The sequence below is a fragment of the Rhizomicrobium sp. genome, from assembly GCA_037200985.1.
Classification (GTDB): domain Bacteria; phylum Pseudomonadota; class Alphaproteobacteria; order Micropepsales; family Micropepsaceae; genus Rhizomicrobium.
In genome coordinates, this window is the sequence record JBBCGJ010000001.1 from 46,674 (window position 1) to 69,054 (window position 22,381).

18 protein-coding genes and 1 pseudogene are annotated in these 22,381 nt (G+C 66.8%); 8 read left to right on the forward strand and 11 right to left on the reverse strand.

Features of this window, described 5'->3' with window-relative positions:
• Window positions 1–52: 52 nt before the first annotated feature.
• The 4 genes from WDN01_00250 (at window position 53) to rarD (ending at window position 6,404) form a co-directional block, all read left to right on the forward strand.
• The gene (locus tag WDN01_00250) at window positions 53–1,717 is read left to right on the forward strand and encodes an NAD+ synthase (GenBank protein ID MEJ0024429.1); all 1,665 of its coding nucleotides are present in this window, start codon (window positions 53–55) and stop codon (window positions 1,715–1,717) included.
• Window positions 1,718–2,153: 436 nt separating this feature from the next.
• Window positions 2,154–3,494 carry a cysteine--tRNA ligase gene (gene cysS, locus WDN01_00255; protein MEJ0024430.1) on the forward strand — a complete coding sequence of 447 codons (1,341 nt, stop codon included), beginning with the start codon at window positions 2,154–2,156 and terminating at the stop codon, window positions 3,492–3,494.
• Window positions 3,495–3,748: 254 nt separating this feature from the next.
• A complete protein-coding gene (gene cimA / locus WDN01_00260) occupies window positions 3,749–5,350 on the forward strand; it encodes a citramalate synthase (protein MEJ0024431.1) in 1,602 nt (533 codons plus the stop codon).
• Between the two features lie 148 nt (window positions 5,351–5,498).
• Window positions 5,499–6,404, forward strand: a complete 906-nt coding sequence (gene rarD / locus WDN01_00265) for an EamA family transporter RarD (protein ID MEJ0024432.1) — start codon at window positions 5,499–5,501, stop codon at window positions 6,402–6,404.
• On the opposite strand, the gene WDN01_00270 is transcribed toward rarD, so the two are convergent.
• Entirely contained in the window at window positions 6,381–6,953 is a 573-nt protein-coding gene (locus tag WDN01_00270) for a TIGR00730 family Rossman fold protein (protein MEJ0024433.1), read from the reverse strand. The two genes, rarD and WDN01_00270, sit on opposite strands and share 24 nt — an antisense overlap.
• A gap of 153 nt (window positions 6,954–7,106) precedes the next feature.
• On the opposite strand from WDN01_00270, the gene WDN01_00275 reads away from it, so the two are divergent.
• Complete coding sequence (locus WDN01_00275) at window positions 7,107–8,984, forward strand: ABC transporter ATP-binding protein/permease (protein MEJ0024434.1); 1,878 nt, start codon at window positions 7,107–7,109, stop codon at window positions 8,982–8,984.
• On the opposite strand, the gene WDN01_00280 is transcribed toward WDN01_00275, so the two are convergent.
• The 6 genes and pseudogenes from WDN01_00280 to WDN01_00305 form a co-directional block, all read right to left on the reverse strand.
• On the reverse strand, window positions 8,985–12,194 hold the full coding sequence (locus WDN01_00280) for an efflux RND transporter permease subunit (GenBank protein ID MEJ0024435.1): 3,210 nt from the start codon (window positions 12,192–12,194) through the stop codon (window positions 8,985–8,987).
• Window positions 12,191–13,330: an efflux RND transporter periplasmic adaptor subunit gene (locus WDN01_00285; GenBank protein MEJ0024436.1), complete on the reverse strand. Its 1,140-nt coding sequence runs from the start codon at window positions 13,328–13,330 to the stop codon at window positions 12,191–12,193. Before WDN01_00285 ends, WDN01_00280 begins: the two co-directional genes overlap by 4 nt.
• A gap of 17 nt (window positions 13,331–13,347) precedes the next feature.
• Complete coding sequence (locus WDN01_00290) at window positions 13,348–13,884, reverse strand: PadR family transcriptional regulator (protein ID MEJ0024437.1); 537 nt, start codon at window positions 13,882–13,884, stop codon at window positions 13,348–13,350.
• A 160-nt stretch (window positions 13,885–14,044) separates the two neighbouring features.
• Window positions 14,045–14,248, reverse strand: a complete 204-nt coding sequence (locus tag WDN01_00295) for a cold shock domain-containing protein (protein MEJ0024438.1) — start codon at window positions 14,246–14,248, stop codon at window positions 14,045–14,047.
• 279 nt (window positions 14,249–14,527) lie between these two features.
• A pseudogene (locus WDN01_00300) lies at window positions 14,528–14,761 on the reverse strand (cold shock domain-containing protein).
• A gap of 411 nt (window positions 14,762–15,172) precedes the next feature.
• A complete protein-coding gene (locus WDN01_00305) occupies window positions 15,173–16,036 on the reverse strand; it encodes an alpha/beta fold hydrolase (GenBank protein MEJ0024439.1) in 864 nt (287 codons plus the stop codon).
• A 207-nt stretch (window positions 16,037–16,243) separates the two neighbouring features.
• On the opposite strand from WDN01_00305, the gene WDN01_00310 reads away from it, so the two are divergent.
• A complete protein-coding gene (locus tag WDN01_00310) occupies window positions 16,244–17,503 on the forward strand; it encodes a DEAD/DEAH box helicase (GenBank protein ID MEJ0024440.1) in 1,260 nt (419 codons plus the stop codon).
• On the opposite strand, the gene WDN01_00315 is transcribed toward WDN01_00310, so the two are convergent.
• Entirely contained in the window at window positions 17,500–17,814 is a 315-nt protein-coding gene (locus WDN01_00315; GenBank protein ID MEJ0024441.1) for a hypothetical protein, read from the reverse strand. The genes WDN01_00310 and WDN01_00315 overlap by 4 nt on opposite strands.
• Window positions 17,807–18,427 (reverse strand): hypothetical protein, encoded by a 621-nt coding sequence (locus WDN01_00320; protein MEJ0024442.1) that lies wholly within the window; start codon window positions 18,425–18,427, stop codon window positions 17,807–17,809. Before WDN01_00320 ends, WDN01_00315 begins: the two co-directional genes overlap by 8 nt.
• 55 nt (window positions 18,428–18,482) lie before the next feature.
• Between WDN01_00320 and WDN01_00325 the strand changes: the two genes are divergently transcribed.
• Window positions 18,483–18,944 carry a YaiI/YqxD family protein gene (locus tag WDN01_00325; protein ID MEJ0024443.1) on the forward strand — a complete coding sequence of 154 codons (462 nt, stop codon included), beginning with the start codon at window positions 18,483–18,485 and terminating at the stop codon, window positions 18,942–18,944.
• A gap of 5 nt (window positions 18,945–18,949) precedes the next feature.
• On the opposite strand, the gene WDN01_00330 is transcribed toward WDN01_00325, so the two are convergent.
• Window positions 18,950–19,726 (reverse strand): cobalamin-binding protein, encoded by a 777-nt coding sequence (locus tag WDN01_00330; protein MEJ0024444.1) that lies wholly within the window; start codon window positions 19,724–19,726, stop codon window positions 18,950–18,952.
• Between the two features lie 122 nt (window positions 19,727–19,848).
• Between WDN01_00330 and WDN01_00335 the strand changes: the two genes are divergently transcribed.
• Window positions 19,849–20,718, forward strand: coding sequence for a L,D-transpeptidase (locus WDN01_00335; protein ID MEJ0024445.1), 870 nt, complete (start codon window positions 19,849–19,851; stop codon window positions 20,716–20,718).
• Here WDN01_00335 and WDN01_00340 read toward each other — a convergent pair whose 3' ends face one another.
• The gene (locus tag WDN01_00340) at window positions 20,719–22,377 is read right to left on the reverse strand and encodes an NAD(P)/FAD-dependent oxidoreductase (GenBank protein MEJ0024446.1); all 1,659 of its coding nucleotides are present in this window, start codon (window positions 22,375–22,377) and stop codon (window positions 20,719–20,721) included.
• Window positions 22,378–22,381: the final 4 nt, after the last annotated feature.

Below are 22,381 nucleotides of genomic sequence, written 5' to 3' on the forward strand. Positions count from 1 at the left end.
ACAGTCAGCCATGACTGTTTTCTCGCGTCGCCGCTCGCGCTAAACCTCATCCATGACAGACCGCTTCCGCATCGCGCTCGCCCAGCTCAATCCCATCATGGGCGACATCCACGGCAACCTGAAGAAGGCCCGCGCCGCCCGCGCCGAGGCCGCCGCCGCCAAGGCCGATGTGATCCTGTTTCCCGAACTCTACATCGTCGGCTACCCGCCGGAGGACCTCGTCCTCAAGCCCGCGCTGCAATCCGATGCGATGGAGGCCATCGAGAAATTCGCGAAGGACACCGCCGATGGCGGCCCCGCCGTCCTCGTCGGCAGCCCCTGGGTGGCGGACGACAAGCTCTTTAATGCCTGCCTGCTGCTCGACGGCGGCAAGATCGCGGCCAGGACCTTCAAGGTCGACCTTCCCAATTACGGCGTGTTCGACGAGAAGCGCGTCTTCGTCCCCGGCCCGATGCCCGGCCCGTTCAACATCCGCGGCGTGCGCATCGGCGTTCCGATCTGCGAGGACATCTGGACGCCCGACATCGTCGAATGCCTGTCGGAGACCGGCGCCGAGATCCTGTTGGTGCCCAACGGCTCGCCCTTCGAGGCCGGCAAGGAGGACGTCCGCCTCAACCTGATCGCCGCCCGCGTCACCGAAACCGGCTTGCCGCTGGTCTATCTCAACCAGGTCGGCGGCCAGGACGAGCTGGTGTTCGACGGCGCCTCGCTGGTCTGCAATGCCGACCGCTCCGTCGCCTGGGCGCTCCCCGCCTGGGAAGAGAAGATCGTCGTCACCGAATGGACGCGCGGCCTCACCGGCTGGGTCTGCGCGCCCGGCGAGCGCGCCCCGAGCGAGGAACGTTCGCGGCAGGTCTATCACGCGATGATGCTGGGCCTGCGCGACTATGTGAACAAGAATCGCTTCCCCGGCGTGGTGCTCGGCATGTCGGGCGGCATCGACAGCGCGCTCAGCGCCGCCGTCGCGGTCGATGCGCTCGGCAAGGACCGCGTGCGCTGCGTGATGCTGCCGAGCAAATACACGTCGGCCGACAGCCTTTACGACGCGGCGGAGTGCGCCGCCCTGCTCGGCGTGCACTACGACACCGTCGCCATCGAGGACGTGGTGAACGCCTTCGGCGCGGCGCTGGCGCCCACCTTCGCCGGCAAGCGCGTCGATACGACGGAGGAGAACATCCAGTCCCGCGCCCGCGGCGTGATCCTGATGGCGATCTCCAACAAGTTCGGGCCGATGGTGCTCACCACCGGCAACAAGAGCGAGATGAGCGTCGGCTACGCCACGCTCTATGGCGACATGTGCGGCGGCTACAATGTGCTGAAGGACGTCTACAAGATGGAGGTCTTCGCGCTCGCCCGCTGGCGCAACCAGGAAAGCCCGCGCGGCTGCCTGGGCCCCGCCACGCGCGTCATCCCCGAACGCATCATCACCAAGCCGCCGAGCGCCGAGCTGCGCGAGAACCAGAAGGACGAGGATTCGCTGCCGCCTTACGAGATACTCGACGGCATCCTGGAATGCCTGGTCGAGCGGGAGATGACCTTCGAGGACACCTGCGCCAAGGGCTACCACCCGGCGACGGTGAAGCGGATCGAACAATTGCTCTACACGAGCGAATACAAGCGCCGCCAGGCCCCGCCCGGCGTGAAGATCAGCGCGCGGAATTTCGGGAGAGACCGCCGCTACCCGATCACCAACGCGTTCCGGGATGCACGGGACTAGGCAAATCTTCAATCAATCGTCATTGCCCGGCTTGTCCGGGCAACCCATTTTTCCCGTTGCCAAATTGGGTCGCCCGCATGAAGCGGGCGATGACGGCTTTTTTTATGGCGAGCAGCTTGAACCCTAACCCGTGGACGAGCGCCAGAAAACCTGCTACCTCCCCGCCCGCTGCGCGATTTCCGCGCCTTAAGGGACGTGACGTGAGCTTTGTCCGCCACATTTTCTGCTCGATTTGCGGCTGACGCCGCGACCCTCCCCTTTTGTCTGCCCACATCGCCAAAGTGCCCCTCACCCGAAAAACGCTGCGCGTTTTTCGACCTCTCCCGTAAACGGGAGAGGTACGCCGCGTTAACCTCTCCCGCTTGCGGGAGAGGTCGAAATCGCGAAGCGATTTCGGGTGAGGGCCAAGCCGCCAAATCGCTGTATGAGTAAGCCCATGACCATCCGCCTCTACAACACCCTGACCCGATCCAAGGACGTCTTCGTCCCGCAGGACCCGAACAATGTGCGGATGTATGTCTGCGGCCCGACGGTCTACGACTTCGCCCATATCGGCAATGCGCGGCCGGCCATCGTGTTCGACGTGCTGTTCCGGCTGCTCCGCCACACCTATGGCGACGGCCACGTCACCTATGTCCGCAACATCACGGACATCGACGACAAGATCAACGCGCGCGCCGCCGAACGCGCCGCCGCCGGCGCCCGCAACGTCCCCATCCTCCAGGTCCTGCGCGAGCTCACGGAAGAGACCTACGGCCTCTATCGCCAGGACGTGGCTGCGCTCGGCTGCCTCGAACCCAGCGTCATGCCGCGCGCCACCGAATACGTCGGCCCGATGATCGCGATGGTCGAGGCGCTGATCGCACAAGGCTACGCCTATGCCGCCGAGGGCCACGTCCTCTTCCGCGTCAAGAACAAGGCCGATTACGGCAAGCTGGCGCGCCGCAGCCAGGGCGACATGCTGGCCGGCGCCCGCGTCGACGTCGCTCCGTACAAGGAAGACCCGATGGACTTCGTGCTGTGGAAGCCATCCGACCCCGCGCAACCCGGCTGGGACAGCCCCTGGGGCCGCGGCCGCCCGGGTTGGCATCTGGAATGCTCCGCGATGATTAAGGCAACGATGGGCGAGACCATCGACATCCATGGCGGCGGCATCGACCTCGTCTTTCCGCATCACGAGAACGAGATCGCGCAATCCGAAGGCGCCCATCGCGGCCACGCGCTGGCGCGCTACTGGCTGCACAACGGCTTCCTGAATGTCGAAGGCGAGAAGATGTCGAAGAGCCTCGGCAATTTCGTCACCATCCACGAGCTGCTCGCCGACTGGCCCGGCGAGGTGCTGCGCTTCAACATGCTGCGCAGCCATTACCGCCAGCCGATGGACTGGACCGTCGCCGGCATGACCGAAAGCTGGAAGACGCTGGAGAAATGGTACGCCGTCACCGAGCCGCTGGCCGATCCGCCCATCGGCGCCGCCTTCCTCGAAGCCCTGAGCGACGACCTCAACACGCCGCAGGCGATCGCCGAACTGCACAAGGGCAGCGACCACGAGCTGGCCGGCGGCCTCGGCCTGCTCGGTTTCTCCAATGTGCAATTGAAGCTCGCGGCGAAGAAGGCGGTTGACGAGGTCGCCATCGCCGACGCCATCGAAGCCCGCAAGGCCGCGCGCGCCCGCAAGGACTTCAAGGAATCGGATCGCATCCGCGACGAGCTTCTCGCGAGAGGCATCGTCCTGAAAGACGGCCCCGCCGGCACGACCTGGGAGGTCAAGCGGTGAGCATCCCCTCACCCGAAAAACGCCGAGCGTTTTTCGACCTCTCCCGCAAGCGGGAGAGGTTGACGCCGATAACCTCTCCCGCTTGCGGGAGAGGTCGAAATTCGCGCAGCGAATTTCGGGTGAGGGGCCGCGCGACAAACTTATCCAACGGCGCCGAAACGGCCTTATTCTTCCCGGCGGCATCGCGCCGCGACCGTGGGAAAGCGCTCCCCCGCGCGAGACCTCGAAAACAATTATATTGCCGAAAGTAGTCTATGCATTTGGAAAGATTATACATTTTCGACACCACCCTGCGCGATGGGGCGCAGACCCAGGGCGTCGATTTCTCGGTGGAGGACAAGCGCCAGATCGCGCTCGCGCTCGACGGCCTCGGCATCGACTATGTCGAGGGCGGCTGGCCCGGCGCCAACCCCACCGATACGGCCTTCTTCGCCGAGCGCCCGCCGCTGGGACACGCGCGCTTCACCGCTTTCGGCATGACCAAGCGCCCCGGGCGCAGCGCCGCCAACGATCCGGGCCTTTCCGCCGTGCTGGATGCGAAGGCCGACGCGGTGTGCCTGGTCGGCAAGACCTGGGACTTCCATGTCGACGTCGCGCTCGATATTCCGCGTACGGACAATATAGACGGCATCGCGGAGTCGGTTGCCGCCGTCGTCGCCAGGAAGCGCGAGGCGCTGTTCGACGCCGAACATTTCTTCGACGGCTACAAGGCCAATCCGGAATACGCGCTCGCCTGCATCGGCGCCGCGCACGAGGCCGGCGCGCGCTGGCTCGTGCTCTGCGACACCAATGGCGGCACCTTGCCGGAGGACATCTATCGCATCGTCTCCGAAGTGAAGGCGAAACTGCCGAATGCCGATCTCGGCATCCACGCCCACAATGACACGGAGCAGGCGGTGGCAGTGAGCCTCGCGGCGCTGCGCGGCGGCGCGCGCCAGATCCAGGGCACGCTGAACGGCCTCGGCGAACGCTGCGGCAACGCCAATCTCTGCGCCCTCCTGCCGACGCTTCTTCTAAAGGAGCCTTACGCGTCGCAATTCGAGACCGGTGTCGGCCGAGACCAGCTCGCGCAGCTCGTGCGCGTCTCGCGCCTGCTCGACGAGATCCTGAACCGTGCGCCCAACCGCCACGCCGCCTATGTCGGCCCCTCGGCCTTCGCGCACAAGGGCGGGCTGCATTCCTCCGCCGTGGCGAAGGACCCGCGCACCTACGAGCATGTGCCGCCGGAAAGCGTCGGCAACCGGCGCAAGATCCTGGTCTCCGACCAGGCCGGCCGCTCCAACCTGCTGGTGCGTCTCTCCGAGGTCGGCATCGATCTCGACGCCAAGGACGAACGTATTTCGCGGCTGCTCGAAGACATCAAGCATCGCGAATTCCTCGGCTATGCCTATGACGGCGCCGAAGCCTCGTTCGAGCTTCTGGCGCGGCGCGCGCTGGGCGACCTGCCGGATTATTTCGACGTCGATTCCTTCCGCGTCCTGGTCGAGCGCCGCCACAATGCGAAGGGCGAACTCGTGACCGTGTCGGAGGCGGTGGTGAAGCTCACCGTCGGCGGCGAGCCGCTGCTCACCGTCGCCGAAAGCAGGAACGGCCCGATCGACGCCCTCGACCAGGCGCTGCGCAAGGACCTGGGCCAATACTCATCCTATCTCTCCGACCTGAAGCTGGTGGATTACAAGGTCCGTATCCTCACCAGCGGAACGGAAGCCGTGACCCGCGTGATGGTCGAGAGCGCCGACGGCAAGGGCAACCGCTGGTCGACGGTGGGCGTATCGGAGAACCTGGTCGACGCCTCCTTCGAGGCGCTGACGGATTCGATCCGCTACAAACTCTACCGCGACGGCGCCCGCGCATGATTTGTGCGCCCCGTTTTTTCCTCCCCCGCCGTTGCGGGGAAGGTGCCGAGCGAAGCGAGGCGGAGGGGGCCTGCGCGGATAGCATCCGCCCAGTCGGCCCCCTCCACCGCTTCGCGGTCCCCCTCCCCCGCAACAGCGGGGGAGGAAATTGAATGCCGAGCCCCACCACGGCGAAACACGCGGTATCCTCTACGCCGGCGGCGCCTATTTCATCTGGGGCCTCGTGCCCCTCTATTGGAGCCTGCTCGGTGGCGTCTCGCCGCTCGAACTCACCTCGCACCGCATCCTGTGGTGCGCCCTTTTCGGCCTCGCCGTCACCGCCGGCCGCGGCCGCCTCTCCCGCGTCGTGAGCGTCGTCCGCACGCCGCGCCTGCTCGGCGCTCTGGCCGCCTCGAGCCTTCTCATCACCGCGAACTGGACGCTCTATCTCTACTGCGTCACGACGCATCAATTGGTCGACGCCGCGCTCGGCTATTACCTGACGCCGCTGGTCTCCATCGCGCTCGGCGTCGTCGCCTTGAACGAGAAGATCTCGCGGCTGCGGCTCGCGGCGATCGCGCTGGCGCTCGTCGCCGTGGCGGTACAGGCCTTCGCGCTCGGCCATATCCCATGGATCGCGCCCGCGCTGGCGCTGACCTTCGGCTTCTACGGCTATGTCCGGAAATTGACGCCGGTCGACGCGCTCGACGGCCTCACCATCGAGACCGCGCTGCTGCTTCCCGTCACGCTGGTCCTGGTCGTGCTCTGGGCGCTGAACGGCACCGGCGCCTTTCCCGCCGCCAGCCTCTCGCGCGACGCGCTGATCGTCTTCACCGGTCCCTTGACCGCGGCGCCGCTGGTGATGTTCGCCGCCGGCGCGCGCCGGCTGCGCATGACGACGCTCGGCTTCCTGCAATATCTCTCGCCCACCATCACGCTCGCCGTGGCGACGCTGATCCTGGGCGAGGCGTTCGGCCGCGCCAACGCCATCGCCTTCGGCCTGATCTGGGCGGCGCTGATCCTCGTAAGCCTGGAGGGACGCCTGCCGGCGCTATCGCGGCGCGTCGCCGAGTAGGCCGGCGATGCGGTCCAGCGCCTCGTCCGGCGTCTTCGCCACGTGATAGAGCGAGGCGATCCTGTCATGCGCGAAACCCTCGCGGACGACCTGCGCGATCAGCGGCCAGAGCGGCGCGAAGAAGCCTTCGGTGTCGACCACGACGATCGGCTTGTCGTGCACCTTGAGCTGGGAGATCGACAGCACCTCGAACAGCTCGTCCAGCGTGCCGAGCCCGCCCGGCAGCACGACGAAGGCGTCCGACGCCGCCAGCATCTTCTGCTTGCGGATCTGCATGTCGGGCACGATCACGAGTTCCTCGGATTCCGGCTCCAGCGGCACCTCGATCTTCTTCAGGAAGTCCGGCAGGATGCCGAGCACTTTGGCGCCCGCGCCATGCGCCGACCGTGCCACGATCCCCATCAGGCCGTTGTTCCCGCCGCCGAACACCAGCGACCAGCCGCGCCCGCCGATCCCGCTGCCGAGATCTTGCGCGGCCGCCGCATAAGCCGGCTTGACGCCCGGCGAAGAGCCGCAGAAAACGCAGATGGCAGGAGTGTTCTTTTCCATGACCGTTCAAGGGTTGCACGTCCGCGCCGCAGTTCCTAAACAGATTCGGACAGAAAGGTTAGCCGTGCGCGCCGCCATCATCCTCGGCATCATCGCCTTGATCGCCGTCGTCGCGGGGTTCCTCGCTTTCGGCGGCGGGAACATGGGTCACTGATGGCGCACCCCGCGGTCGAGGAGGGCGACGGCGCACCGTCCTTCCGTCCTCTCTGGATGTTGATGCCGTATCTGTGGCCCAAGGGGCAGCCCGAGCTGCGCCTGCGCGTCGTGGTCTCGGTCGTCTTCCTGATTCTCGCCACCGCCGCGACCAGCTACTCGCCGCTCTATTACGGCTACGCGATCGACCGCCTCGGCGGCTCGCCGGCGGCGATCGCCATCGGCTCGGTGCTGGCGCTGATCGCGGCCTATATCGTCTCGCGCATCCTGATGCAGGCGCTGGCGCAGTTGCGCGACGGCGTCTTCGCCAAGGTGCAGTACCATGCGATGCGCGAGGTCGCGGTCTCGACCTTCGCGCATGTCCACACGCTGTCGCTGCGCTTCCACCTGGAACGCAAGACCGGCGGGCTCTCCCGCGTGATCGAGCGCGGCACCAAGGGCATCGACACGATGCTGTCCTTCGCCCTCTTCAGCATCTTCCCGACCATCCTGCTGCTCGGCTTCTACACGGCCATCCTGCTGCAGAGGAACGGCATCTGGGTGTCGCTGACCACGCTGGTCATGGTGGTCGCCTATGTCTGGTTCACCTTCGCGATCACCCGCTGGCGCATCCAGTTCCGCCGCGACATGAATCAGAGCGACACCGACGCCAACACCAAGGCGGTCGACAGCCTGCTCAACTACGAGACGGTCAAGTATTTCAACAACGAGGCGCACGAGACCCGCCGCTTCGGCGTCTCGATGGAGAAATATTCCCGCGCCTCGATCCAGGCGCAGATCTCGCTCTCGGTGCTGAACACCGGCCAGGCGCTGATCATGGCGCTGGGCCTCGGCGTCGTGATGGTGCTCGCGGCCTACGACATCAAGGCGGGGCGCATCAGCGTCGGCACGCTGGTCGCCGCCAACGCCATCCTGATCCAGCTCTACCAGCCGCTGAACCTCCTCGGCACCGTCTATCGCGAGATCACCCAGGCCCTGGTCGACATGGAGGCGATGTTCCGTCTCCTGCACCAGCCCATCGAAGTGCAGGACAAGCCCGGCGCGCCCGACCTGAAAATCACGGGCGGCGCGATCGAGTTCAAGGACGTCGTCTTCGCCTACGAACCGGCGCGCACCGTGCTCAAGGGCATCAGCTTCGTCGTTCCCGCCGGCAAGACCGTCGCGGTGGTCGGTCCTTCGGGCGCCGGCAAGTCCACCATCAGCCGCATCCTCTACCGCTTCTACGACATCAAATCCGGCAGCGTGACCATCGACGGCCAGGACATCCGCGACGTGACCCAGTCCTCGCTTCGCCACGCCATCGGCATCGTCCCGCAGGACACGGTGCTGTTCAACGACACGGTCAAGTACAACATTGCCTATGGCCGCATCGGCGCGACCGAGGCCGAAATCAAGGACGCCGCCCGCTTCGCCCAGATCGACAAGTTCATCCGCGAGCTGCCGCTCGGCTACGACGCCATGGTCGGCGAGCGCGGCCTGAAGCTTTCCGGCGGCGAGAAGCAGCGCGTCGCCATCGCCCGCACCATCCTGAAGAACCCGCCGATCCTGTTGCTGGACGAAGCGACCTCGGCGCTCGACACCCACACCGAACGCGAGATCCAGGGCGCCTTGTACGAAGTCTCGCGCAACCGCACCTCGCTGGTCATCGCCCACCGCCTCTCGACGGTGATCGACGCCGACGAGATCCTGGTGCTCGACCATGGCGAGATCGTCGAGCGCGGCCGTCACGACGAGCTGGTCGCCAGGGGCGGCCACTACGCCTCGATGTGGAACAAGCAGAAGCAGGCGGCCGAAGCGCGCGAGATCCTCAAGGCGGTGGAGAACGATCCGGAAGTGGCGCCCGGCGTGGCCCGCGCCACGCCGGTCGCCGCAGGCTGATCACTCGGCCGGCTGGGCTTTCGGCTCGGCGCCGCCATGGCCGCGCCAGTCGCGCACCGCCTGTGCCGACGATTTCGCCGCCGCGAAGCGCGCCCGCCGCGCCTTGAGGCGATAGGGCAGGGCCAGCATCGCCGGCACCAGGCCCAGCGTGATCATCTTGGAGAACGCCAGGCCGAACACGATCGCGGTGGACAGCGCCACCCACATCAGCCCGTTCGGCCCGCCGATCGTCACTTCGCGGGTCGCGAAGTTGATCTCGATCGCGAACATCATCGGCAACAGCCCGCCGATCGCCGTGATCGTCGTCAGGAACACCGGCCGCAGGCGCTGCGCGCTGGAGCGGATCACCGCCTCGATCGGGTCCATCCCGGAATCGCGCAGGCGATGGAAGGTGTCGATCAGCACGATGTTGTGGTTCACCACGATGCCGGCGAGCGCCAGCATGCCGGTGCCCGACATGATCACCGAGAAGGGCTGCTGCATGACCACCATGCCGAGCAGGGCGCCGATCATCGCCAGCACCACCGCCACCAGGATCAGCCCCGCGTGATAGAAGCTGTTGAACAGCGCCAGGAGCACCATCGCGATCAGGAACAGCGCCAGGAACGCCGCCTCGACCAGGAACAGGCCGGACTCGTCCTGCTGCTCGCTGCCGCCCTTGAACGCGATATGGACGTCGTGCGGGAAGGGCTGCGTCGCGATCCATTTGCGGATGTCGGCGATCTCGGCATTGGCGTTGACCCCCGGCTTGACGTTGGCGCGCACGTGATAGACGCGGCGGCCGTCGACGCGCTCGATGGAATTCACCTGCGGCGCCGGCTTCAGCGTGACGAAATTGCTGATCGGCACCATGCTGCCGTCGGCGGCGGTGACGCGCAGATCGTCCAGCGCATGGACGCCGCGCGCCTCGGTGGGATAGCGGACGCGGATGTCCACCTCGTCCTGGCTGTCGTCCGGCCGGTACTTGCCGACCAGGATGCCGTTGGTGACGAGCTGCACCGCCGTGCCGATCGACTGCGCGTTGGCGCCGAAGCGGCTGGCGATCCCGCGGTTGATCTCGAGGTCCCATTCGATGCCGGGCAGCGGGCGCGTGTCCTCGACGTCGCGCAGTTCGGGCATCTTGTCCATATGGCCGCGGATCGCGGCCGCGACCTGGGCGAGTTCGAGATAGTCGTCCGAGCCGACGTCGATCATGACGTCCTTGCCGGTCGGCGGGCCGTTTTCCGGCTCGCGCACCTCGACATGCACGCCCGGGATGTCGGCCGTCTTCTGGCGGATCTGCTCCTCGATCCACTTGCCGGGCCTGCGCTCGCGGTAGTCCTTCATCTCGATGCCGAGCTGGCCGATATTGTCGACCGGCGTGCCGCCATTGCTGTTCAGATTGTTGCTCTGGCCGCCCGACGACGCATAGATCGCCTTGATGCCCGGCACGGTCTGCGCGATGCGGCTGATGCCCATCACGATGTCGCGTTTCTCCGCCGCGGAAAGATTGCCGCGCGCCGAGACGAAGACCTGGGCGTAGCCCGGATCGGCGTCGGCGAAAAAGATCGTGCCCTTGTTGAACATCGCGAACAGCGTGATCACTGCGAACACGATGCCGGCGGCGCCCAGGATGACGCGCCCCGGATAGCGGGTCAGCCGCTCCGACAGATGCGCGTACCAGCCGGTGATGCCGGGAATGTCGCGCCAGTCGCCGGTCTCCGACGCTTCGATGGCGCGCTCGTGCTCGGCGTCGTGCGGCGGCCGCTTGCCGAAAATGCCGCCCAGCACCGGCAGGAAGATCAGCGCCACGACCATCGACGCCGACAGGATGACGATCAGCGTGATCGGGAAATAGCTCATGAACTTGCCGGCGACGCCCGGCCACAGCAGCATCGGCAGGAAGGCCCCGATCATGGTCGCCGTGGCGCTCACCACCGGCCAGAACATGCGCAGCGCCGCCTCGGCGAAGGCCTGCTTGGGCTTGTGGCCCTCCGTCATCTTGCGGTCGGCGTATTCGACCACGATGATCGCGCCGTCGACCAGGATGCCGACCGCCAGCAGCATGCCGAACATGATCATCATGTTCAGCGTGTAGCCGATGCCGTTCAGGATCATGAAGGCCATCAGGAACGAGGTCGGGATGGCGATGCCGACCAGGAGGCCCGAGCGCAGGCCGAGCGCCGCCACCACGATGATCATCACCAGCACGATGGCGAGCAGGATGGAATCCGACAGCGAGCCCAGCATGTCGCGGATGTCGGTCGACCGGTCGAACAGATAGGTGACGTGGACGCCGGGCGGCCAGGTCTTGGCGGCCCGATCGACGATCTCGCGCACCGCCAGGTTGTTGGCGATGATGTTGGAGCCGATGCGCTTGGAGACGTCGAGCGAGATGGTCGGCTGGCCGTTCACCCGCGCATAGGTTGTGGGGTCGTAGAAATTGCGCCGCACCTGCGCCACGTTCGACAGCGTCACGGTCGAATTGGCGTTCGAGCGGATCGGAAGGTTGAGCAGGTCCTCGGCATTGGCGATGACGCCGGGCACCTTGACCGCGAAGCTGCCGTGGCCGGTGTCGATCAGGCCCGCCGCGATGAGCTTGTTGTTCGTGGAAACCGCGCTGAACAGCTCCTGCTGGGTCAGGCCATAGGCTTCGAGCTTGGCCGGATCGATGACGATCTCGAGCTGCTCCTTGCGCTCGCCGTCGATGTCGACGTCGAGCACGCTGGGCACCAGCTTGATCTCGTCCTTCAGGTCGCGGGCCAGCTTCAGCAGGGTGCGCTCCGGCACCTCGCCCGACAGCGCGACCGAGATGACGGGCTGCAGCGCGATGTTGAACTCCCGCACCACCGGCGGATCGGCTTCCGCCGGCAGCAGCGAGCGCGTCTCGTCGACCTGGGCGCGGACGTCCTCCAGCGCCTTCTGCTTGTTGAAGTTGACGTCGAACTCCAGGATGATCACCGCGACGCCCGAATAGGCGCGCGCCGTGATGGTCTTGAGGCCCTCGACCGAGCGCAGCCCGGTTTCGAGGGGCTTTACCAGAAGCCGCTCGCTATCCTCCGGGCTGATGCCCGGATAGGTCACCTGGACCAGAAGCACCGGGATCGGGATGTCCGGCTGGGCTTCCTTGGGGATTTTGGCGAAGGCGACGATGCCCGCGATGATCACGACCAGGATCAGCGCGATGACCACGCGCGTGTTGTTCACCGCCCATTCGACTATCCGGGTCATGACGACTTTCCGCCCTTCTCGGCCACCGCCTCGACATGCTGGCCGTTGTTGACGAATTCCTGGCCGACCGTGATGACGCTCACGCGGTCCGGAAGGCCGGCGACCCACATGCCGTCGGGTCCGTCGGACACGACCGACACGGGAAGGAACCGCGCCGTGCTCGCGATCACCGCGCGCACGCCGATCCGCCCCGAATCATCCAGCACCAGGATGCCGGGCGAAATGTGCTGCGCCCGGATCTTCTTGACCGCGATATGGATGTCGACGCTCACGCCGTCGCGCAGCTTGGCGTCCGGATTGGGAAGCTGGACCTCGATGCGGAAGGCGCGGGTCATCTGGTCGGCGCGGTCGGCCACGAAGGTGACGGTGCCGGCCACGGTCTCGCCGGTGACGAGGTTGACCGTCGCATGGTCGCCCAGGCTGATCTGTCCGACTTCCTGCTCCGATACCGTGCCGACGGCGAGGAACGGCTCGGGCGCGATCACCATCTCGCACTTGTCGCCGGGGCGCATATAGTCTCCCGCATTGACGTAGCGGTCGTCGACGATGCCGTCGAACGGCGCCTTGATGCGGGTGTTCGCCAGCGCGACGTTCATGGTCGCAAGGCCCGCCTGGGCCTGGGCATAGGCGGCCTCGGCCTGGGCAAGCTGGGTCTTGGAGCGGAAGCCCTCCTTGAACAGGTCCTGCGCGACCTGGAGCTCCTTCTGGGTCTGCGCCACCATGGCGGCGGCCTGCGCCACCTTCGCGCTGCGGTCGTTGTTCTTGATCTCGCAGAGCGTGTCGCCCTTCCTTACCCGGTCGCCCTTGTCGAAATGGATCGCCTGCACCACGCCCTCGACTTCGGCGCGGACGTCGACCTCGTTCTTCGCCTGGGTGCGGCCGCGCACATTGATCGTCGCGTCGCGTTCGGAAGACACCAGCGTGGCGACGCTGACCCGCGGCACGCCCGACGTGGTGCGCGCCGCGTCGGGATCCTTCGGCGTCGCATGGCTGCCGAGCAGGCCGGTCGCGACCCAGATCGCGACGAGCAGCGCGATGGCGGTCGCCCACTGATAGCGCGGCTTCAGGCGCAGCCAGAAGCCGGGCATGTACGTGTCGTACAGCCGGCTGATTGTGCTTGCGATCTGGCGGAACATGAGATGCCTGGACTCCGTTATTCGGCCGCCTCGGCCGCTTGTTGTTGTTCCTCGATCTCGGCGCGATGCGTGGTCAGGAAATCCAGGACCGCGGCGTAAACCGCGCGGCCGAACCCGGCCACGAACTTCTCGCCGTTCGAATGGGATGCGGTATCATGGCCGTTCAGATGCGCCAGCTTGCGTTCGACTTGGCCGATATAGTCATCGAGCATTCCGCCGACGCGGCTTTGCGGCAACAGATCGGCGAAAAGCATCGCGAAGACGAAGGGCGAGCGGTGCCGGTCCTCCGGCAGGGGTTTCAGGAGCGAGGCGATGAAGGCGCTGCGGCCCGCCGGCGTGATCGAATAGACCTTGCGGTCGGGACGCTTCTCCTGGGCCTCGGACCTGACGGAGACATAGCCTTCGTCGGTCAGCCGGTTCAGCGCCGGATAGATCGACCCGAAGCTCGCCTCGACGAAATGCTGGTAGCCGTCGTCCTCGAAAAGCTTCTTGATCTCATAGCCGGTGGCGTCGCCGCGCGTGAGAATCCCCAGGCAGATTGTGCGAACGTCCACGACGTCAGGCCCCGCCGATCTATATAGGTCCGATATAGATCGTCGCTATATATGTTCGCAGGTGCGAAGTTCAAGCTGACATCGCAAATTTACCACGCGGAACCGGGATGCGCGCCTGGCAACCGTCGCAACTAGCCAACGGATGCTTGCGAAGGCGGCCTCAGATGACCTCGACCCGGTCCACTTCGACGCCCTTCTGGCCCTGGCGGGTGGAATAGCGGATGCGCTGTTCCGGCTCCAGGACCTGCACGCCGGAGCGCCGGAGCGCGCTGGCATGGATATAGACGTCGCCGCTGCCGGAATCCGGCATCACGAAGCCGAAGCCTTTCTGGTCGTTGAAGAACTTGACCTTGCCCTCGACCATCGGGCCGCTGGGGCCCGCGTCGCGGTCGCGATGGCCGAAACCGCCGCCTCCGCCGAACCTGTCTCCGCCGCCGCCCCCGAAGCGATCCCCGCCACCGAAGCGGTCTCCGCCGCCGAACCGGTCGCCGCCGCCGCCGAAGCGATCGCCGCCGCCAAAGCGTCCGCCGCCGCCGCCCCTGGTGCGCCCGCCGCCGCTATCGCCGCCGAAGTCGCGCCGCGGACCGCGTGGCCCGCCGCCGCCACCGCCGCCGGTATCGGCCGTGCTGGTGTCCACGCTGTGCACCGCCACGACCTGAAGGCCGCGCGGCGAATCCTGCAGATCGCAGACGATGGTCGCGCCTTGTGGAAGTTCGGAGTGCCCCGCCGCCTGCAGCGCCGATGCGTGACAGAACGCATCGCCGCCGTTCTCAAGTGTGATGAAGCCGTAGCCTTTGGTTGCGTTGAACCACTTGACCGTACCTTTTGCGGACGCCTGCGCGAGAGAGCGCGAGCCGCCATTGTCGAAGTTCGCCATGATGCCGAATGCCGTACCCCGCCGGAATGCCCAGTCGCTCGCCCGCCCACCGGCAACGGCCGGGCTCGTCCCAGCTATCATGCGCAAAACTACGGTGAATCCGCAACAGGGGTAGGGCCGTTGCGGCCATCGCCGGCGCCCGTTTTTGCACTTGGCGGAGCGCGGGTGGCGCGCCCCGATATGGGTTGTCGGGCGTCGGACGCCCGGCATGCCCGCCGGACGGAACCGCCGCCGCGTGTTCGCCGCGCAAGTTTATCAAATGATGAGTTCAATGAAGCGCCGGGGTCTATTGCCTTTTTCCGGTTTGACCTTCGCCTATGCTTGGGACCTCCGGCGCTGAAGGCCGGCGTCCTTCGCGATCCGCGGCCCGCCACGGCGGCGCCGAGTCCGCTTCGGCCGCCGGCGCGCCAACTATTTGAGAAAATCGATCAGGATCGCGTTGACGCGCGCCGGTTCGTCATGCGCGACCCAATGCGTCGCCTCCGGCAGGTAGGTCAGCCGCACATCGGCGCACAGGGCCTTGCTCGCCTCCGCGAGCGCGGGCAGGGCGTAGGGATCGTTCTTCCCCCAGATGATCTGGACCGGCGTCGCGATGCTCGCCGCCGGGATCGGCGCGAATGTCCGCGCGCGGATGGCGCGATACCAGTTGATCGTCGCCGTCAGGGCGCCGGGCCGGCTCCAGGCTTCCCGATAATGCGCGATCTCGGCATCGGACACCGGCGCCCGGGCTTCGCGCAGCGCGCCCGCCAGCGCACGGTAGTTGCCGGCGCGCATGAGCATTTCCGGAAGCCGGGGAATCTGGAAGGCGCGGACATACCAGCTCGCGCGCCGCTGCACCGGATCGTTGTCCATCGCGTTGCGCCACACCGCCGGATGCGGACAGTTCAGCACTGCCAGCTTGCGGACCGTTTGCGGCGAACGCGTCGTCGTCCACCACGCCGCGACGGCGCCCCAATCGTGCCCGACGAGGAAGACCGGCGCGCTTGTGTAGTGCGCCGCGAGCGCGACGACATCGGCCGCGAGCTTGTCGAGGTCGTAATTGGAGATGCCCGCCGGCTTGTCGGACAGGTTGTAGCCGCGCTGGTCCGGCGCCACGACCCGATAGCCCGCATCGGCCAGTGCGCCGATCTGATGGCGCCAGCCGAACCAGAACTCCGGAAAGCCGTGCAGCAGGATGACGAGCGGACCGTCCTCAGGCCCCGCTTCCGCGACGTTCAGCGTGACGCCGCCGCTCGCGGCACGGTGCGTGAAGCGGATGTCGGACAGATCGGTCATGGCGGAGCCTCCCCGGCGCGAACTTGACATTAAGACTTTTGGCCGTCATATACCCGCCATCGCTTGACGGTCGCACGCGGCGTGCATGGCACGCTCTCACCGCAAGCTTCATGAAAACTCCCGTTCGCTCCAGATGTGCGTGGAAGACGGCAACAAGCCGTTATCAGCGCGTGCATTCCGCACGTCCGTGCGGTTAAGGAACATTTTTTGAATACGACATTCGATTCCCTCGGCCTTTCCGAGCCGCTCCTGCGCGCCCTCGCCGCCGAGAACTACACCCACCCCACCCCCATCCAGACGCGCGCGATCCCGGCCCTGCTCGGCGGCCGCGATCTGCTCGGCATCGCCCAGACCGGCACCGGCAAGACCGCCGCGTTCGGCCTGCCGCTGCTGCAGCGCCTGGCGGAGAACCGCAAGCCTGCCGCGCCGCGCGGCGCGCGCGCCCTCATCCTCGCGCCGACGCGCGAACTGGCGATCCAGATCGATCAGAGCCTGAAGACCTATGGCCGTCACCTGAACTTCCGCCACGCCGTGATCCTGGGCGGCGTCAACCAGAGCCGCCAGGTCGCGGCGATGAAGGGCGGCGTCGACATCCTCGTCGCGACGCCGGGCCGCCTGCTCGACCTCATCAAGCAGAATTTCATCCGTCTCGACGGCGTCGGCATCCTCGTCGTCGACGAGGCCGACCGCATGCTCGACATGGGCTTCATCAAGGATGTGCGGCGCATCGTCGCGATGCTGCCGAAGGACCGCCAGTCCATGCTGTTCTCCGCCACCATGCCGGGCGAAGTCGTCCAGCTGATCGGGGACATGCTGCGCCAGCCCGAGCGCGTCGAGGTCTCGCCGCCGACCATGACGGCCGACCGCATCGAGCAGCGCGTGATCCACATCGCGCAGAAGGACAAGCGCGTCCTCCTGAGCCATCTGCTGCGCGACGAGGCCCTCAAGCGCGTCATCGTCTTCACCCGCACCAAGCACGTCGCCAACCGCGTCTCGGACCATCTGGAACGCTCCGGCTTCTCGGCCGACGCCATCCACGGCAACAAGTCGCAGAACGCCCGCCAGCGCGCGCTCGAAGGCTTCAAGTCGGGCGATGTCCGCGTCCTCGTCGCCACCGACATCGCGGCCCGCGGCGTCGACGTCGACGGCATCACCCATGTCATCAATTTCGAGCTGCCCAACGAGCCCGAGAGCTATGTCCACCGCATCGGCCGCACCGCGCGCGCCGGCGCGCAGGGCGTTGCGATCTCGTTCTGCGATCCGGCGGAGCGCAGCCATCTGCGCAACATCGAAAAGCTGGTGAAGCGCCAGATCGAGGTCGTGGCCCACGACCTGCCGGCCGAGGCGCTGACCGCGGCCAATGTGAACGAGCTGCCGCGCTCCTTCGGCCATCAGAAGCCGGCGGAGAACAATTATCGCCGGCCGAAGCGCCGCTTCCATCCGCGCGGCAACCGCCGCGCCGCCTAGCCGGGCGTCGGATCGACCTTGTAGGGAAAGGCTATGTCGGGCGACCAGTCGCGCCGGGCATAGCCGGCCGCCCCCATGCAGGCGGTATAGACGCGATTGAACATCTCGTGCCGCTCGGCGTGGGTGCCCGCGATGCCGTGGATGTCGTAGTTGCGCGCGACGCCGGCCCTGGCCTCGCAATCGGCGCTGTCGAAGGTGAAGCGCGACTGCGAAGCGGCGCCGGGCTCGAACGCATCCGACGTCAGATCGCCGTAGGACTCGCAGCCTGCCAGCAACAGGCAGACGGCCGCGACGAGAACCGGCCTATGCATCGCGCACCGCCTTTTCGACGGCGGCGTAGGTGAAGCGCGCGATCGGCTCGATCTCCTTGATCACCTGCCGGAGCTGCACCGTGTTTTCCTGGATGAACGCGAAGCTGCTTTCGCGATTTTCCTTGAGCCGCTCCAGCCGCGCCTCGATCCTGGCCTGCTCGTCGGGTCGCAGGTCCCGTGCGTCCAAGTGGGGCTCGAGCGCGGCGATCGTGTCGCTGGCGTCGAAGATGCCGTCGATCGACATGGAGATGCGCAGGATCAGCGTGTGGACCCGGGCGCGCAGGTCGGCGCGGCTGAGGTCGTAGAGCGACTCGCGGTTGCGGTTGTAGATGTCGACCTCGCCCATCGCCGAGCGCAGCATGCGCGTGGTGATCGGCCCGTAAGGATCGCCGATCTGCTTGGCGTCCGCGGCATAGCCGATGATGATGTTGAGGGTGGTCAGGACCTCGCCGAAGAACAAAGCGGCGTTGCGCTCGCGCCGGCGCCGCTCGATATACCATTCCATCTGCGTCGCCGCGAAGCCGCCAAGCGTCGCCAGCACGGCGCCCAGGAACACCGCCCACAGCGTCGAGAAATTGGAGATGAAATCCATGTCTTGCGGAGCGAGCGCCACGCCTTCCTCCCGGTGGCGGCCACCTTATAGGATGGCCGCGCGATGAGGCCACACCGTGCTTGAGATATTCGTCGACGGCGACGCCTGCCCCGTGAAGGCGGAAGTAGAGCGCGTGGCGGAGCGCCACGGCCTGGCCGTCGTCATCGTCAGCAATGGGGGCCTGCGCCCCAGCCGTCATCCGCTGGTCCGCCATGTGACGGTCGCCGCCGGCGCCGACGCCGCCGACGACTGGATCGCGGAACATGCCGGGGAGGGCGACATCGTCGTGACCGCCGATATCCCACTTGCCGCGCGTGCCCTGAAGAAGGGCGCCCGCGTCCTCGGTCCGTCCGGCAGGCCATTCACCGAGGCCGGCATCGGCATGGCGCTCGGCATGCGCGGTCTGCAGCGCCATCTGCGCGAGGCCACCGGCGGCCAGACCTACAATGCCGGCTTCACGAAGGAAGACCGCTCGCGCTTCCTGGGCGCGCTCGAGAACGAGATACAAGCCGTCCGCCGCGCCTTCCGGAAACGCTGATTGAATCAGCCCTCCATGATCGCCGCGCGCAACGCCGCGAGCCCGTCGGTCAATGCCGCCGGACCGGGCTGAAGGATCAGCGGCGACTTGATCTCGACGATGCGATCCGCCGTCACCGCGGGAATGGTCTGCCAGCCCCGCCGGCCGCGGATCTTCTCGGCCGAGACTTTCTTGCCGCACCACGATGCCACGATCACATCCGGCCGCGCCGCGATCACGTCGTCAGCCGATACGATCCGGTCCTTCGCCGCCTGATGCCCGCGCAGATGCCCGAAGCAGTCGATGCCGCCGGCGACCTCGATCAGTTCCGAGACCCAGCCGATGCCGGTGATCAAGGGATCGTCCCACTCCTCGAAATAGACGCGCGGCCGCGGTCCGCGCGCCGACGCGCGAATGGCGTCCACCTCGCGCTCCAGCCGCCCCGCCAGCGCTTCGCCTTTCTCCGGCGCGCCGACCAGCGCGCCCAGCGTGCGGACCATCGCGAGGATCCCGGCGATGTCGCGCTGGTTGAACAGGTGCACCGCGAGGCCCGCGCGCGCCAGGGCGGCCAGGATGTCGGCCTGCAAGTCGCTGAAGGCGAGCACCAGGTCCGGCCTCAGTTCCACGATCTTCGCGATGTTGGCGCTGGTGAAGGCGGCGATGCGGGGCTTTTCCTTGCGCACCTGCGGCGGACGCACCGCATAGCCGGTGACGCCGACGATGCGGTCCTGCTCGCCCATCAGATAGAGCGTCTCGACGGTCTCCTCGGTGAGACAAACGAGGCGGCGCGGCGGAAACGTCATGGGACGGCCTCGGCAAATCGGCGGGACGATAGCAAGGTTGCGGCCTTGCGGCACAACGCGGTCTGAGCGTTAGACCCTCCGGCAAAATCTGCTAGGCTTCTGCAAAGAGCGGTGGGGATTGCATGCTGCGTTTAAGGGAATTGGCCGCTGCCGCCGCCCTGTGCCTCGTGGCGATGAGCCTCGCCATGGTCGTGCCGGTCCTTGCGACGGTTCACGTGGCCTTCCGTCCGGATATCGCCCTGCGCCAGGTGCAGTTGGCCTCGGCGGAGGCCAATGCGGCCCTGCATGTGGCGATGGACGGAACGCCGGCGCCGCAGAAACAGGCCCAGCCCATAGCCGTTCCCGATCCTGCGGTGGCCCAGCAGGCCGACGCCGCGGATCGGTTGCGCGGCAAGATCCCGCCCGAGCTCTTCGCCTATTTCGACGTCTATCTCTATGTCAGCAAGGCGGCGTCCGGCGCGCTGGCGCAGCACATGTATGTGTTCCACAAGGACGCGGCGAATGCGCTGCTCTTCGAGCAGAGCTTTCCCGTCTCCACGGGGCGCGAATTGCACGAGCGCTACTTCACCTCCACGCCGGTCGGCCTGTTCGAGCTCGATCCCGACCGGTTCGAGCGCGTGCACTATTCCCACACCTGGCACGGCGCGGCGATGCCCTGGGCGATGTTCCTGAACGCGACGCTGCACGGCAGGCAGACCGGCGTCGCGCTGCATTCCGCGTCCGTCCACACCGCCGAGCTTGGCCATCGCGCCTCGGGCGGCTGCGTCCGCCTGCCGCCCGAAAAGGCGGCGGAATTGTTCGACCGTTTCCAGTCGCAGGAACGCGGCATGGTGCCGGTCTTCGCCTATGACCGCGCCCGCAACCGCACCAGCGGCGACGGTGTCGTGCTGCGCGACGGCCAGGGCCGGCCGATCCTGACGCCCGGCTTCCGCGTGTTGGTGTTCATCGAGGACTACGACGGCGGACCCGCGCTGGTCGCGGTCGTCGCCTGATCAGCCGGCGATGCTCTTCGCCACCGCTTCCGCGATCCTGATGCCGTCGACGCCGGCCGACAGGATGCCGCCGGCAAAGCCCGCGCCTTCGCCGGCCGGATAGAGCCCTCGCGTATTCGTGCTCTGCAGATCCTCGCCGCGCCGGATGCGGATCGGCGAAGAGGTCCGCGTCTCCACACCCGTCAGGATCGCATCGTCCATCGCAAAGCCCGGGATTTGCCGCCCGAAAACCGGCAGCGCCTCGCGGATCGCGGCAATCGCATAATCCGGCAGGCAGTCCGAAAGATCGGTCAGATGAACGCCCGGCCGATAGGACGGGGTCACCGCGCCCAATTCGGTCGACGCGCGGCCCGCGAGAAAATCTCCGACCTTCTGCCCCGGCGCCTGATAGGTGCCGCCACCGGCCTCGAAGGCTTTGCTTTCCCATCTGCGCTGCAGATCGATCCCCGCCAGCGGATGCTCGGGATAATCGGCCGGCGTGATGCCGACCACGATCCCGGCATTGGCGTTGCGCTCGTTGCGCGAATACTGGCTCATGCCGTTGGTCGCGACGCGCCCCGCCTCGCTGGTCGCCGCCACCACCGTGCCGCCTGGGCACATGCAGAAGCTGTAGACCGAACGCCCGTTCGCGGCGTGGTGCACCAGCCGGTACTCGGCGGCGCCCAGTTCCGGAATCGAGCGGCCGTAGCGCGCCTTGTCGATCAGCGATTGCGGATGCTCGATACGAAATCCGATGGAGAACGGCTTGGCCTCGATATCGACGCCGCGGTCGAACAGCATCTGGAACGTGTCGCGCGCGCTATGGCCGACCGCGAGCACGACGTGATCGGTCTCGATCCGCCCGCCATCCGCCAGCACCACGCCGCGCACCCGACGCTCGGCGTCGAGTTCGATGTCCGTGACGCGGTGGCGGAAGCGGTATTCGCCGCCGAGGCCCTCGATGGTCTCGCGCAGGCTTTCCACCATCGTCACCAGCCGGAAGGTGCCGATATGCGGATGCGCCTCGGTGAGGATCTCCTCCGGCGCGCCGGCCTTGACGAATTCGGTCAGCACCTTGCGGCCGAGATGGCGCGGATCCTTGATCTGGCTGTAGAGCTTGCCGTCCGAGAACGTGCCGGCGCCGCCCTCGCCGAACTGCACGTTGGATTCCGGATCGAGCACCGCGCGCCGCCACAGGCCCCAGGTGTCCTTGGTGCGCTCGCGCACCGCCTTGCCGCGTTCAAGGACGATCGGCCGGAAGCCCGACTGCGCCAGGATCAGCGCCGCGAACAGCCCGCACGGTCCCGCGCCGATCACGATCGGCCGCTTCTCCAGCCGCTCCGGCGCCCGTGCGACGAAGCGGTATTCCAGGTCCGGCGTCGGCCCGATATGCGGATCGCCCTTCAGGCGCTTCAGGACCGCGGCCTCGTTCTCCAGCTCGGCGTCCACGATGTAGACGAATAGGATCGCCGATTTCTTCCGCGCGTCATGGCCGCGCTTGAACACGGAAAAGCTCTTCAGTTCCCGCGCCGGAAGGCGCAGCCGCTTGAGGACCGCGCCTTTCAGCGCCTCCGGCCCGTGATCGAGCGGCAGCTTGATTTCCGTCAGTCGCAGCATGGCCGACAGATAGGCGAGGGCGTCCGCGAAGGGAAGGGCGCTTGCGCTTCCGGATCGGCGCACCGAT

Excerpts from the sequence above, each read along its gene's own strand:
- WDN01_00250 (MEJ0024429.1), top strand. The coding sequence starts at position 53 with ATGACAGACCGCTTCCGCATCGCGCTCGCCCAGCTCAATCCCATCATG.
- WDN01_00335 (MEJ0024445.1), top strand. The coding sequence starts at position 19,849 with ATGCTGCGTTTAAGGGAATTGGCCGCTGCCGCCGCCCTGTGCCTCGTG.
- cimA (MEJ0024431.1), top strand. The coding sequence starts at position 3,749 with ATGCATTTGGAAAGATTATACATTTTCGACACCACCCTGCGCGATGGG.
- WDN01_00295 (MEJ0024438.1), bottom strand. The coding sequence starts at position 14,248 with ATGGTCGAGGGCAAGGTCAAGTTCTTCAACGACCAGAAAGGCTTCGGC.
- cysS (MEJ0024430.1), top strand. The coding sequence starts at position 2,154 with ATGACCATCCGCCTCTACAACACCCTGACCCGATCCAAGGACGTCTTC.
- WDN01_00315 (MEJ0024441.1), bottom strand. The coding sequence starts at position 17,814 with ATGCATAGGCCGGTTCTCGTCGCGGCCGTCTGCCTGTTGCTGGCAGGC.
- WDN01_00280 (MEJ0024435.1), bottom strand. The coding sequence starts at position 12,194 with ATGACCCGGATAGTCGAATGGGCGGTGAACAACACGCGCGTGGTCATC.
- WDN01_00275 (MEJ0024434.1), top strand. The coding sequence starts at position 7,107 with ATGGCGCACCCCGCGGTCGAGGAGGGCGACGGCGCACCGTCCTTCCGT.
- WDN01_00305 (MEJ0024439.1), bottom strand. The coding sequence starts at position 16,036 with ATGACCGATCTGTCCGACATCCGCTTCACGCACCGTGCCGCGAGCGGC.
- WDN01_00270 (MEJ0024433.1), bottom strand. The coding sequence starts at position 6,953 with ATGGAAAAGAACACTCCTGCCATCTGCGTTTTCTGCGGCTCTTCGCCG.
- WDN01_00330 (MEJ0024444.1), bottom strand. The coding sequence starts at position 19,726 with ATGACGTTTCCGCCGCGCCGCCTCGTTTGTCTCACCGAGGAGACCGTC.
- WDN01_00285 (MEJ0024436.1), bottom strand. The coding sequence starts at position 13,330 with ATGTTCCGCCAGATCGCAAGCACAATCAGCCGGCTGTACGACACGTAC.